The sequence below is a fragment of the Rhizorhabdus sp. genome, from assembly GCF_018006725.1.
GTDB lineage: Bacteria > Pseudomonadota > Alphaproteobacteria > Sphingomonadales > Sphingomonadaceae > Rhizorhabdus.
In genome coordinates this window covers 1-13,278 of record NZ_JAGMXV010000026.1, presented here as the reverse complement: position 1 = coordinate 13,278, position 13,278 = coordinate 1, and the positions used below count along the sequence as shown (strand labels likewise).

11 protein-coding genes are annotated in these 13,278 nt (G+C 65.5%); 3 read left to right on the top strand and 8 right to left on the bottom strand.

Annotation, left to right across the window (positions count from 1 at the left end; translation table 11 throughout):
• Nucleotides 1-144: 144 nt before the first annotated feature.
• The 3 genes from dgcA to phaZ are packed head-to-tail and all read right to left on the bottom strand — an operon-like array spanning nt 145 to nt 3,918.
• Complete coding sequence (gene dgcA, locus KAY22_RS06120) at nt 145-1,146, bottom strand: N-acetyl-D-Glu racemase DgcA (RefSeq protein WP_296621206.1); 1,002 nt, start codon at nt 1,144-1,146, stop codon at nt 145-147.
• Nucleotides 1,143-2,708, bottom strand: a complete 1,566-nt coding sequence (locus KAY22_RS06115; protein WP_296621204.1) for a hypothetical protein — start codon at nt 2,706-2,708, stop codon at nt 1,143-1,145. Before KAY22_RS06115 ends, dgcA begins: the two co-directional genes overlap by 4 nt.
• A complete protein-coding gene (gene phaZ / locus KAY22_RS06110) occupies nt 2,698-3,918 on the bottom strand; it encodes a polyhydroxyalkanoate depolymerase (protein WP_296621201.1) in 1,221 nt (406 codons plus the stop codon). The genes KAY22_RS06115 and phaZ overlap by 11 nt, the downstream gene beginning before the upstream one ends.
• 195 nt (nt 3,919-4,113) lie before the next feature.
• Between phaZ and KAY22_RS06105 the strand changes: the two genes are divergently transcribed.
• The gene (locus tag KAY22_RS06105) at nt 4,114-5,892 is read left to right on the top strand and encodes an ABC transporter transmembrane domain-containing protein (protein ID WP_296621199.1); all 1,779 of its coding nucleotides are present in this window, start codon (nt 4,114-4,116) and stop codon (nt 5,890-5,892) included.
• Between the two features lie 69 nt (nt 5,893-5,961).
• On the opposite strand, the gene mmsB is transcribed toward KAY22_RS06105, so the two are convergent.
• The 5 genes from mmsB to KAY22_RS06080 form a co-directional block, all read right to left on the bottom strand.
• A complete protein-coding gene (mmsB, locus tag KAY22_RS06100) occupies nt 5,962-6,852 on the bottom strand; it encodes a 3-hydroxyisobutyrate dehydrogenase (protein ID WP_296621197.1) in 891 nt (296 codons plus the stop codon).
• Nucleotides 6,853-6,856: 4 nt separating this feature from the next.
• Nucleotides 6,857-7,630, bottom strand: coding sequence for an enoyl-CoA hydratase-related protein (locus tag KAY22_RS06095; protein WP_296621195.1), 774 nt, complete (start codon nt 7,628-7,630; stop codon nt 6,857-6,859).
• 11 nt (nt 7,631-7,641) lie between these two features.
• On the bottom strand, nt 7,642-8,706 hold the full coding sequence (locus KAY22_RS06090) for an enoyl-CoA hydratase/isomerase family protein (RefSeq protein WP_296621193.1): 1,065 nt from the start codon (nt 8,704-8,706) through the stop codon (nt 7,642-7,644).
• Complete coding sequence (locus KAY22_RS06085; protein ID WP_296621190.1) at nt 8,703-9,848, bottom strand: acyl-CoA dehydrogenase family protein; 1,146 nt, start codon at nt 9,846-9,848, stop codon at nt 8,703-8,705. Before KAY22_RS06085 ends, KAY22_RS06090 begins: the two co-directional genes overlap by 4 nt.
• 145 nt (nt 9,849-9,993) lie before the next feature.
• Nucleotides 9,994-11,499, bottom strand: a complete 1,506-nt coding sequence (locus KAY22_RS06080; RefSeq protein ID WP_296621187.1) for a CoA-acylating methylmalonate-semialdehyde dehydrogenase — start codon at nt 11,497-11,499, stop codon at nt 9,994-9,996.
• An 85-nt stretch (nt 11,500-11,584) separates the two neighbouring features.
• Between KAY22_RS06080 and KAY22_RS06075 the strand changes: the two genes are divergently transcribed.
• Complete coding sequence (locus KAY22_RS06075; protein ID WP_296621185.1) at nt 11,585-12,493, top strand: LysR family transcriptional regulator; 909 nt, start codon at nt 11,585-11,587, stop codon at nt 12,491-12,493.
• Between the two features lie 76 nt (nt 12,494-12,569).
• Nucleotides 12,570-12,854 carry a hypothetical protein gene (locus KAY22_RS06070; RefSeq protein ID WP_296621182.1) on the top strand — a complete coding sequence of 95 codons (285 nt, stop codon included), beginning with the start codon at nt 12,570-12,572 and terminating at the stop codon, nt 12,852-12,854.
• Nucleotides 12,855-13,278: the final 424 nt, after the last annotated feature.

The following is a 13,278-nucleotide window of genomic DNA, read 5'->3' as shown; positions in this document are numbered from 1 at the left end:
ATTGCTTACTCCTTGTCCGGAAAATCGCTCGGTCGGATCACGCCGTTTCACGCTCACCCAACGCCACTGCCCGCAACATGTTTCATTTCGTTCGCATGCAGGATCAGCATAGCCTTTGGGGCAGGCCCGATCCGTAAGGCCGCCTCACCCCCAGAGGGCCGGCTGCGCCGGATGCGCGATCCCACGATCGAAAGCGATCGGGCAGTCCCGGTCTGCCCCGAGCAACAATGGGCCGTCCAGATCGACCCATCGCGCCTGTTGCGCCACGATCATCGCAGGCGCGACTGCCAGGGAAGTGCACAACATGCAGCCGACCATGAGATCGAGCTCTTCCGCGCGAGCAGCCTCAGCGAGCCGCAGCGCCTCGGTCAGCCCTCCTGCCTTATCCAGCTTGATGTTGACGGCGTCGTAACGCCCGGCGCAGCGCGCGATGTCGTTGCTGTCCTGGCAGCTTTCGTCGGCGCAGAGCGGAATAGGCGAGGCTATGCCGTCGAGCAGATGATCGAGACCGGCCTTGACCGGCTGTTCGATCAGTTCGACGCCGAATGGCAGCAACGCCGCCGCTTCCGCCGCAACATCGCGGCCGGTCCAGCTTTCATTCGCATCGACGATGATGCGCGCATCGGGGGCACCGCGCCGGACGGCTGCAACGCGGTCGAGATCTCCCTCCCCCGCCAGCTTGAGCTTGAGCAACGGGTATGTCGGCGCTGCGGCCCGGGCGTCCGTCTCCATCTTCGCCGGTTCGCCCAGCGATATCGTGAAGGCGGTGGTTCGGGGAGCCATCGCGTCGAGCCCGGCCAGTGCCCAGGCCGGATGCCCACGACGCTTGGCCTGCACGTCCCACAGCGCGCAGTCCAGTGCATTGCGAGCGGCACCGCGCGGCATGAGGTGCAGCAGGTCCGAGCGCGTCATTCCGTCCCGCAGCCGGGCGTCCATCGCCAGGACCTGATCGAGCACCGACTGCGGCGTCTCGCCGTGATAGTAAATGGCCGTCCCCTCGCCCCGGCCCACGCAGCTGCCATCGTCCAGCTCGACCGTCACCACGTCGACATGGGTCTTGGCGCCGCGCGCGATGATGAAGCTCCCCGCCACCGGCCAGGTCTCGATCCGTGCCGAAAGGTGCGCTGCGATACGCTGGTCGCTCATGTCAGCGAAGAGGAGTCGCTCACCCGGCGTCGGGGTATCGGCTGCGCCTCGGGCGAGGGCCAATAGGCCTTGGGAAGGATCCGTCCGCGCTTCTCGAACGCCGCCTTCACGTCGGGACGGGCGAGCAGGCCCGCCCACAGATCGCGCAGTCGCGACTTCGGCGCAGCCCAGAGCGCTCCGGTGGGCTGGAACTGGACGATCAGTTCGCCGGAGGCCCGTTCGTCCGCGAATCCCTTGAGCGCGATCTGAGCGGCCTCCGTATCCCGCTTGACGCACAGCAGCGCCTCGACCGCCGCCGCATGATTTTGCCAGGCGAGCGACTTCAGCCGCTCGATCACTGGCCCCGCTTCTGCCGCCCGGTCGAGTGCGCCCAGAGCACAGACTTCGCTGCGGTCGATCCAGCGCATGGCGAAATCGTTGAGAACGCCCTTCCCCTTGGTCTGGATCGCACGCGCGATGACCAGCGCCTGGGCCGGCCTGCCGATCTCGTCGAGATATTCGGCATAGGTGATCAGCGCCGGCGCGGCTTCGGGAGTCTTTACCAGATCGAGCGTCAGCAGCGTCGACAGGAAGTCGGCCGCCTGGGCATCGCGGCCGGCAAGCGCCAGCGCGCGAGCGCGCAGCATGGCAACCTGCATCTCCTCCTCGCTCATACCTTCGGCAATTTCGGCTCGACCGGTAAGATCCGCCGCGTCTGCCGCCCGGCCGAGCAGCAACAGAGCGTTGGCCGCGTCGCGCAGTGCAGCGTCCGAAGCCTGCATATCGCCATAATTGGCGAGCTTTTCCTGCGCATATTGGTCGACGGCCGTCTTCCCGGCCGGACCGAGCCGGCGTTCGATCGACGGCCACAGCGCGGCATAGTCGCGGTCGATAAGCAGCGATGACAGATTTTCGGGATCGTCGACCCGGTCCAGCAGCCTGTCGGCCTCGTCGATACGGTTCGCCCTTACGAGCGCAGTCACTGCCTCTCCGGCCAGCCCATCACCGAGCTCTGGGATATCTGCGGGCGACCAGTTCGCCTGGGCAAGGGCAATCACCGCCCCATCGCGCGCCGTCCTGGCCTCAGCGGAGCGATCGGCTGAGAGTTGGCGGATAATCTCACGAATCCCGCTGCCCGAAAGAACATCGAGCGAAGCCGGTGCCTCGCGGGCCAGACGGGACAGTTGGTCGGCGGCGTCGCGAAAGCGGTTTTCACCGGCCGCAACGATGACACCATAGGCGATCACCAAACCGTCGCGAGGAGTGGACGCAGCCAGTTCCTTCTGGAGGCTGCTCAATTCCAGAAAACGGCCTTCCCGGCCAAGGCAGATCAGCCGCATCCGCGACGCGGAATCGCGTTCTGCTCCGGTCAGGCTGGACGCTACCGGATCGAGCGCTGCCAGCACGCCTTTGCAATCCTCGCGGGAGGCCGCCTCCCGGGCAGTAGCGATCGCCGCTCTGGCGTCGGCCTTGGGAACCGCGCTTATCGCTGTCGAAAGGACCGGCGCCCCTCCGAAACCCGCCGCAATGAAAGCGACCGTCGCGCAAAACTGGCCGAGGCGCAGCCCCCGGCTATCGCGCATTCGCGGCGATCCAGGCGTCGACCACGGGGGCGATCTTCTCGCGCCAGCGGCGGCCGTTGAAGATGCCATAATGGCCGACCTTCTCAGCGAGCAGATACTTCTTCTTCTCGTCGGGCAGCGCAGTCGCGAGGCTCAGCGCGGCCTTGGTCTGGCCGATCCCCGAAATATCGTCGCGTTCGCCCTCGATCGCGAGCAGGCCGATGTCCTTGATCGCCGCCGGATCGACCAGCTTGCCGCGATGCATGAACTGGCCCTTGGGCAGCAGGTGACGCTGAAAGACCTGGTCGATCGTCTGGAGGTAAAACTCCTCCGTCATGTCGCAGACCGAGCGATATTCGTCATAAAAGGCCTTGGTCGCGTCGGCGCTTTCCTCGTCACCCTCGACGAGATGCTTGAACATGCTCCAATGGCTGACGAGATGGTTGCCCAGGTTCATCGCCATGAAGCCGGTCAGTTGCAGGAAGCCCGGATAGACCCGCCGCCCTACCCCCGGATAGAAGACCGGAACGGTGTGGATGACATTCTGCTCGAACCAGGCCAGCGGCCGCTGCGTGGCGACTGTGTTGACGGCGGTCGGCGCTTCGCGCGTATCGATGGGGCCGCCCATCATCGTCAGCGATGCGGGGCGGCACGGGTTCTCGTCCGCTGCCATGATGGCCGCCGCCGCATAAGCCGGCACCGAAGGCTGACACACCGCCAGCATATGCGTGCCGGGGCCCAGCTTCTCGAGAAACTCGACCAGATAATCGACATAATCGTCGAGATCGAAGCTGCCCTCGCTGACGGGCACGAGTCGCGCATCGCGCCAGTCGGTGATGTAGACATCATGGCGGGGCAGCATCCGCTCGACCGTGCCGCGCAGCAGCGTGGCATAGTGGCCCGACATCGGCGCCACGATCAGCAGCTTGGGTTGCCCGCTCACGCCGCGTCGACGGAAGCGCTTGAGCTGCCCGAAGGGCTTGCGGAGTATGATCTCCTCGGTCACCGCGACGGTCTTCCCGTCGACCTCCACCTCGGTAAAACCGAAATCGGGCTTGCCGCGCGATGCCGACGCATGGGCGAACACGTCGAGGCCCGACGCCATCATCGGCGCCATATTGCTGTAGGACATCGGGTTGAGCGGATTTTGCAGCCATTGCGCGCTGATATTGGCCCATGCGCTGGCGGCCGACATCAGCGTCCGCTGAAACTCATAGGCGTCGTACAGCATTCAAATCTCCGCGTCCGTGCACAAGGCGTCTCGCAACCCGAAACTCAATACCGCAGCGCAGTATCCCGTGCCATGATCATTTAGGTTTAGCAGGGCGGGATTGCCATAAGCTTTCCATCCTGCATCGCGGCGATGACGATCCGCGACACCTATGGCCGATTGAGCCGGACAGCCGGGCTTGCTAGGGCCGCTTCCATGGCAAGACGCGACGAACTCCCCCCGAAGTCCCAACGCAAGCTGGGCGAACTGGCGATGATCTGGCGTTTCGCCACCCGCTATCCCGGCCGGATCGCGGCGGCGCTTACCGCACTGGTCGTCGCGGCGTCCGCCACCCTCGCCATCCCCGGAGGATTCCGGCTCGTCATCGACAAGGGTTTTATTGCCTCCGGTGGCGACGTTGGGCCCTATTTCCAGGGACTGATGGGAATCGTACTGGTCCTCGCGCTTGCGACTGCGACCCGCTTCTATTTCGTCTCCTGGCTCGGCGAGCGGGTCGTTGCCGACATCCGGACCGGAGTCCAGGCCAATCTCCTGCGCCTTGCACCCGCCTATTTCGAAGAGAATCGCCCCTCCGAAATCGCCTCGCGCCTGACCGCCGACACGGCCATCATCGAACAGGTGGTCGGCACGACCATCTCGGTCGCGCTGCGCAACATCTTCCTGGCGATCGGCGGAATCCTCTATCTTTTCGCACTGGCTCCAAAGCTAGCGGGCATGCTGATGCTGGGCATTCCCCTCGTCATCCTCCCGATCGTCTTCATGGGCCGCCGCCTCCGCCGCCTGTCGCAGACCTCCCAGGACCGGATCGCTGACGTCGGCGCCACCGTGTCCGAAACGCTGCGCTCGATGAAGATCGTTCAGGGGTTCGGGCAGGAGCGGCGCGAGGCCGAACGCTTCGGCGAGGTCGTCGAACAGGACTTCGCCACCGCCCGGCGCCGCATCACTGTCCGCTCGGTGATGACCGCCATCATCATCGGTCTCATCTTCGGGTCGATCACCCTCGTCATGTGGCAGGGCGCGATCGACGTCGCCAGTGGCCGCCTGTCCGGGGGCTCAATCGCAGCCTTCATCATGACCGGAGGCATCGTCGCCGGCTCTTTCGGCGCGCTTGCCGAAGTCTATGGCGACATTCTCCGCGCAGCCGGTGCTGCCGCCCGCCTGTCGGAATTGCTGACGGCCGAGCCCGAGATCAAAGCACCTGCCCGTCCCGTCGTCCTGCCCGCGCCGGCGATCGGCCGCCTCGCCTTCGATCATGTGGTCTTCCGCTATCCGACCCGCCCCGAAGTGAAGGCGCTCGACGATGTCAGCTTCTCGGTCGAGCCGGGCGAGATGGTGGCCGTCGTCGGCCCCTCGGGCGCCGGCAAGTCGACCATCCTCCAGCTCGCCCAGCGCTTCTACGATCCGGAGGGCGGTGCGATACGGCTCGACGGGGTCGCCCTGCCCGACGCTGATCCGGCCGAAATCCGCCGCCGGCTCGCCGTGGTGCCGCAGGAAACCGTCATCTTCGGAGCCTCGGCTCGTGACAATCTGCGCTATGGCCGCTGGGACGCAGACGATGCCGCGATCTGGGCAGCGGCCGAAGCCGCCAATGCCGCGGGCTTCCTGCGCGACCTGCCGCAGGGTCTCGACACTTTCCTCGGCGAGGCCGGGGCCAGGCTGTCAGGCGGCCAGCGCCAACGCCTTGCCATCGCGCGCGCCCTCCTGCGTGACGCTCCGCTGCTCCTGCTCGACGAAGCCACCTCGGCGCTCGACGCGGAGTCCGAAAAGCTGGTGCAGGACGCGCTCGACCGTCTGATGGAAGGCCGCACCACCATCGTGATCGCGCACCGCCTCGCGACCGTACGTGCCGCCGACCGCATCCTCGTCATGGATCAGGGTCGCATCGTGGAGGAAGGCAATCATGCGACGCTCAGCGCGCAGGACGGCCTCTATGCGCGTCTTGCCCGCCTCCAGTTCAGCGAAGCCCACGCCTGACGGCAAAAGAAAGGGGCCGCGACGGAATGTCCGTCGCGACCCCCGATCTTCTATGACAGGCTTGGCCGATCAGGCCTTGAAGCTGCCGTCGAGCATCTTGATGATCGCCGAGAAGTCCTTGCCGGCGCCGCCGAGATTGGCGAAGGCCTGGTAGAGGCTCTCCGCGCTGCTCCCCATCGGGACGCTGGCCCCCACGCTCTGCGCGGCCTCGACCGCCAGCTTGAGGTCCTTCAGCATCAGCGCTGACGCAAACCCGCCCTCATAACCATTGTCGGCCGGCGTCTGCGGCCCCACGCCCGGAACCGGGCAATAGCTGGTCATCGACCAGCTCTGGCCACTCGCCTTGGACGAGATGTCGAAGAAGGTCTGCAGATCGAGCCCAAGCTTCTCCGCGAGCGCGAAGGCTTCGCAGGTCGCGACCATCGTCGAACCGAGGATCATGTTGTTCACGATCTTCGCCGCCTGGCCCGAGCCCGGACCGCCGGCGTGGATCACCGCCTTGCCCATCAGCGCGAGGACCGGCTCGGCCCGCGCGAAATGCTCGGCGCTGCCGCCGACCATGAAGGTCAGCGTGCCGCCATTGGCAGCAGCGATCCCGCCGGACACCGGCGCGTCGACGAAGGCGAGTCCCTTAGCCGTGGCAGCCGCGGCAACCGCGCGGGCGCTGCCCACGTCGATCGTCGAGCAGTCCATCAGCAGTGCCGATGCCGGCACCGCCGCAAAGATGTCGTTCTCGTAGACCGAACGGACATGCTGGCCGGCCGGCAACATCGTCACGACATAATCCGCACCCGCGACCGCCTCGGCCGCCGAAGCGACGGGCAGGCAGCCCGCCGCCTTGGCGCGGTCGAGCGCGTCCTGCGACAGGTCGAACGCCCTGACGTCATGCCCCTTCTTGGCGAGGTTGGCGGCCATGCCGCCGCCCATATTGCCGAGTCCGATGAAACCGACCGTCGCCATATGCTTATTTTCCCGTCCAGTTGCCCGGGCGCTTCTCGACGAAGGCGGTCATTCCTTCCGCCTTGTCGTCGGTCGCGCACAGACCGTTGAAGATCCGCCGTTCGAACAGCAGGCCCATGGCGAGCCCGGTTTCGAAGGCGGCGTTGACCATTTCCTTGTTGGCGATGGCGGCGAGCGGCGGCATGCCGGCGATCGTCTGCGCCATCTTGAGCGCCTCATCCATCAGGTCGGCGAGCGGCACGACCTTGCTGACGAGGCCGCCACGCTCGGCCTCCGCCGCGTCCATCATCCGACCGGTGAGGCACATGTCCATCGCCTTGGACTTGCCGACGGCGCGGGTCAGGCGCTGCGATCCGCCCATGCCCGGCGCAACGCCCAGCTTGATCTCGGGCTGACCGAACTTGGCGTTGTCGGCGGCGATCATGATGTCGGCCATCATCGCCAGTTCGCAACCACCACCGAGCGCGAAGCCCGAAACAGCCGCAATCCACGGCTTGCGGGTCGCAGTGACCCGCTCGAAGCCGGCGAAGAAATTCTCGGCATACATTTCCGAGAAGCCCTTGGGCTGCATCTGCTTGATATCGGCGCCGGCCGCAAAAGCCTTTTCGCTGCCGGTCAGGATCGCGCAGCGCTGCGTGGGATCGGCGTCATATTTGCCGAAGGCGTCGATCAGGTCGGCAAGCACCTGCGTGTTCAGCGCGTTGAGCGCCTCCGGGCGGTTGAGACGGATGATCGTCACCGGCCCCTGAGTTTCGACGAGAATGGTTGCGTAGGACATGGAGAATCCTTTCAGGCTTGGGGCAGAGGCGACCATGCCTCGGCCGGCGGAAGCGGCGCGAAGACGGCATCGACGGTTTCGTCGGCGACGCCCTCGGCGGTGGCCGGGTTCCAGCGTGGCGCATTGTCCTTGTCAACGATCAAGGCGCGAACGCCCTCGACGAAATCGGGATGGCGGATGATGTGGGCGCCCACCGCATATTCCATTGCCATCTCGTCGGCGAAGTCGTCGATACGGGCAGCTTCGGCCAGCAGGCGAAGCACCACCTTGCACGAGAGCGGCGACTTGCCCGACAGAGTCTTGAGCGTCGCCTGTGCCCAATCGGAGCCGTCCGCAGCCAGAGCCGCGAGGATGTCCTCATAGCGGTCCGACGCGAACAGGCGGTCGATCTCGCCGCGATGGTCGAGGATCGGCGCCTCGGGAACGGCGGTGACCGCGCTGCGCAGGGCCGCGTCGATCGCCTTGGGATTGGCAAGGATCGCCGCCTTGAGCGCCTCGACACCTTCCGAGGCGACATAGTGGGTGCCCAGCGACAGCGCGAGGCACTCCGCCCCGTTCAGGCGCGCACCGGTCAGACCGACATAATGCCCCATGCGGCCCGGCATGCGCGACAGATAGCGACCACCGCCGACGTCGGTGAACAGGCCGATCCCCGTCTCCGGCATCGCATAGACGGTCCGGTCGGTCACGATCCGGACAGTGCAGGGCTGCGAGATGCCGACGCCGCCGCCCATGGTGATGCCGTCCATGAAGGCGACGGTGGGCTTGGCATAGGTGAACAGCAGATGGTTGAGGCGGTACTCCTCATGGAAGAAGGCCCGCGCCGCGACCCCGTCCACCGCCGCGCTTTCCGCAATCAGGCGGATGTCCCCGCCCGCGCAGAAGCCCCGCCCCTCAGCATGGTCGATCATGACCAGATCGACGGCATCGTCGTCGGCCCAGGCGACCAGCGCCTCGATCATCGCTGTGCAGACGCCATGCGTGAGCGCATGGATCGCCTTTGGCCGGTTCAGGCGGATGCGGCCCGTGCGGCCTTCAACGAAGGTGAAGACCTCCGGGGGCGTGGTCTCGGTCATTGGCGCAGAAGCTCCCGGCTGGTGATAAGACGCATGATCTCGTTGGTGCCTTCGAGGATGCGGTGCACGCGCAGGTCGCGCCAGAAGCGCTCGATCGGATAGTCCTGCAAATAGCCATAGCCGCCATGCAGCTGCAGCGCACGGTCGACCACGGCCGAGCCGGTGTCGGTCGCAAAGCGCTTGGCCATCGCGGCGAAATGCGTCTTGTCGGGGGCGTTGGCCGTGACCTTGGCAGCTGCCGCATAGAGCAGCATCCGGGCCGCCTGCAGCTCGGTTTCCATGTCGGCCAGGGTGAACTGGACGGTCTGGAAGTCGGCGATCGCCTGGCCGAACTGCTTGCGCTCCTTGGTGTATCGGATCGCCTCGTCGAGCGAACGCTGCGCGCCGCCGAGCGAGCAGGCGCCGATGTTGAGACGCCCTCCGTCAAGGCCCATCATTGCGATGCGGAAGCCCTCGCCCTCGGCACCCAGGCGATTACCGACGGGAACGCGGACGCCGTCGAAATTGACCTGCGCTGTCGGCTGCGAATGCCAGCCGAGCTTCTTTTCCTGCGCGCCGAAGCTGACGCCGGGCATGTCCTTGTCGATGACCAGGCAGGAAATGCCCTTCGGGCCGTCCGCGCCGGTGCGGACCATCACGACATAGACCTCGTTCTCGCCACCGCCGGAAATGAAGGCCTTGGAGCCCGACACGACATAATGGTCGCCGTCGAGCACCGCGCGCGTCTTGAGCGCAGCGGCGTCGGAGCCGGAACCCGGCTCGGTGAGGCAGTAGGACGCGATCCGCTCGCAGGCGATCAGGTCGGGCAGATAGCTCGCCTTCAGTTCGGCCGAACCGAAGCGGTCGATCATCCACGCGGCCATGTTGTGGATCGAGATGAAGGCCGAGGTCGAGGGACAGCCATAGGCCATCGCCTCCATGATCAGCGCCGCTTCAAGCCGGCCGAGACCGATGCCTCCGGACTCTTCGGAGACGTAGATGCCTCCGAAGCCGAGGGCCGCGGCCGCCTGGATCGTCTCGCGCGGGAAGATGTGCTTCTCGTCCCATTCGGCGGCGAACGGCGTGATCGCGTCGGCGGTGAACTTCTGCGCCATATCCTGGATGGCGCGCTGGTCTTCCGTCAGGTCGAACTGGTCGGTCATGTCGGGCCCTTGTCAGTCCTTCCCGCAACGGCGCGGGGGGACCGCCCAAGGCGGTGGAGGGGCAGCGCTGTGCGATGGCGCCGCGCGCCTCCCCTCCACCATGCAGGGCATGGTCCCCCTCCCCGCCTCGGGGAGGAATGTTAGCTTACCCCATCGTCGGGATGACGAAGGCGCTATCACCGGCGCCGCCGTCGGGCCAGCGCTGGGTCACCGTCTTCACCTTTGTGAAGAACTTGACGCCTTCCATGCCATGCTGGTTGGTGTCGCCGAAGGCCGAACGCTTCCAGCCGCCGAAGGTGTGATAGGCGACCGGCACCGGGATCGGTACGTTGATGCCGACCATGCCAACATTGACACGCGCCGCGAACTCGCGGGCGGCATGGCCGTTGCGGGTGAAGATGGCGACGCCGTTGCCGTACTGGTGCTCGCTCGGCAGGGCGAGAGCTTCCTCGAAATTCTTGGCGCGAACGATCTGGAGGACCGGGCCGAAAATCTCTTCCTGGTAGCTCTGCATGCTCGGCTTGACGTGGTCGAACAGCGTCGGGCCGACGAAGAAACCCTTTTCATGGCCCTGCAGAGTGAAGCCGCGGCCGTCGACGACCAGCTCGGCGCCCTCGTCCACACCCATCTGGATGTAGCTTTCGATCTTCGCCTTGTGGGCGGCGGTCACGACCGGACCATAATGCGCGTCCTTATCGGTCGAAACGCCGACGCGCAACGCCTCGATCGCGGGGATCAGCTTGGCGCGCAGCCGCTCGGCCGTGTCGTCGCCGACCGGGACCACGACCGGCAGCGCCATGCAGCGCTCACCAGCCGAACCGAAGGCCGCACCCGCCAGATCGTTGACGACCTGATCGAGATCGGCGTCGGGCATGACGATGCCGTGGTTCTTCGCACCGCCCATCGCCTGGACGCGCTTGCCGGCCGCGACGCCGCGCTGATAGACATAATGGGCAATGTCGGACGAACCGACGAAGCTGACCGCCTTGATCTCGGGATGGTCGAGGATCGCATCGACCATCGCCTTGTCGCCCTGGACGACCTGCAGGATGCCGTCGGGCAGGCCCGCTTCCTTCATCAGCTCGGCCAGACGAACGGGGACCGACGGATCGCGCTCGGACGGCTTGAGGATGAAAGCGTTGCCGACCGCGATCGCGACGCCGAACATCCACATGGGGATCATCGCCGGGAAGTTGAACGGGGTGATGCCGGCAACGATGCCGAGCGGCTGGCGCATCGAATAGACGTCGATGCCGGGGCCGGCGCCGATCGTGAACTCACCCTTCAGAACATGCGGGATGCCACAGGCGAACTCGATGACTTCCAGACCACGCTGGATGTCGCCCTTGGCGTCGGCGATGACCTTGCCATGTTCGGACGACAGGAGGTGCGCGAGCTCCTCCATGTTCTTCTCGATCAGTTCCTTGAACTTGAACATGACGCGGGCGCGGCGCTGCGGGTTTGTCGACGCCCAGGCCGGCTGCGCCGCCTGTGCGAGAGCAACCGCCTTTTCGAGGTCGGCAGCACTGCCGAGCGCGACACGCGCCTGCACGGCACCGCTGTTGGGATCGAAAATGTCGCTGAAGCGCTCCGCCGGGCTGCTCGAGCCATCGGCGAAGAAATGGGAAACCTCACGCAATTGGGTCGCCATGATCATCTCTCCTGAAACTGGCGCCGTCTCTCTGCCTCATCCGCCTTCGACGCAAGCCCTTGCCGTGCAGGACAGAGCTGCATAAATGCAGGCAATGCGCTGGGACGACCTTCAATTTTTCCTGTCGCTCGCGCGAACGGGCCTGCTGTCGGCCGCTGCGCGCCAACTCGATGTCGACGCCACCACCGTCGGGCGACGGATCCGACGCCTGGAAGTCGAACTGGGCGGACAGACGCTGTTCGTTCAGGGGCGCGAGGGCCATATGCTGACCGAAGCCGGCCGGCGCCTGCTTGCCCGTGTCGAAGCAATGGAACGCGAGGCGGAGGCGATTTCCGAAGGCGAGGTTGCTGCGGGCGCGCGCGAACTGCGCGGTCGCCTGCGGATCAGCGCCTCGGAGGGTTTCGGTACCTGGCTGATCGCGCACCATCTCGGCGACTTCGCCGAACGTCATCCGCAATTGACGATCGATCTAGCCGCCAACAGCGGCTTTCTCGATCCATCGCGGCGGGAGGCCGATGTCGCCATCCTGCTGGCACGCCCGCAACGCGGTCCGCTGGTGACCAAGAAGCTCACCGACTATCGCCTGCGCTTCTACGCCAATCGCGATTATGTCGCGCAGCATGGCGCCATCGACGAGCCGTCCGACCTCGGCGGGCACCGGATGATCGGCTATGTGCCCGACCTGCTCTACTCCCCCGAACTCAATTATCTCGAAGATATATCGCCCCGGATCGAGGCGAGACTGCGTTCCTCCTCGATCAATGCACAATATCGGATGCTGGCGGCCGGATCGGGCGTCGGCGTGCTGCCCTGCTTCATCGGCGACCGCGATCCGCTGCTCCAGCGCGTGCTACCCTCTATTGCGATTACCCGCTCCTTCTGGCTGGTGACGCACCAGGACAGCCGTCGCCTCCCGCGTACCGCGCTGTTCGTCGAATGGCTGTCGGCGATGGTCCAGTCCCAGCGATCGAAGCTCCTTGGCGAGCCGGTCTGATCCTGAACGGGATCGAATCCCTAAATCGCTCGTTGCAGCAGAACGGGCACAGGGCCCGCTGTACAAGGAGCTTGAGATGATCCGCATGACCATGCTCGCACTTGGTGCGGCCACTGCTGTGCTGTCGACGCCCGCCATCGCGCAATCGTCGATCGAAGCGGGTGACGAAACGGCCCGGTCTCAGGCGTCCGCACCTCTGCCCACCGATACGCCGCCCCAGGCCAACGCACCTCGAGTCGAGGGCGCAGCGACTCAGAGCAGTCTCAAGTCCGCCGTTCGAAAGAGCAGGTCCAGCATTGCGACCTCGATGGTCACCACCGGACCTACCGAAGGGGCGGTGCGACCTAATCCCGGCAGCTGAGGCGCGCCCTTCAGGGCGCTGCTTCTATATCGGCGCTGGAGTCTCCTCCCGAACGGTTCGCCATGGAAAAGGCAGCCAGCACCGCGCCTATTACTACTACCATCAAGCCGGCTATCCACAGGCCGCGCTTGATATATCGTCGGTTACGACGCCGAACGGTCTTTGACCGCGACATGATGAGCCTCCCCAATGGCTTGAGAGGAGGACGATAGATGCGAACTGCGTGGGACGCCATTGTGCTGAACGGGTCGAAAAGCGAAGACGTTTCGCGACCGACCCGTTTCGATACAATTGGGTGATCAGCCTCAGATGTGGAGCGCGCGCCCATAAGCGGCAAGGACGCTTTCGTGCATCGCTTCGCTGATGGTCGGATGCGGGAAGACCGTGTTGATCAGCTCCGCCTCGGTCGTCTCGAGCGTCTTGC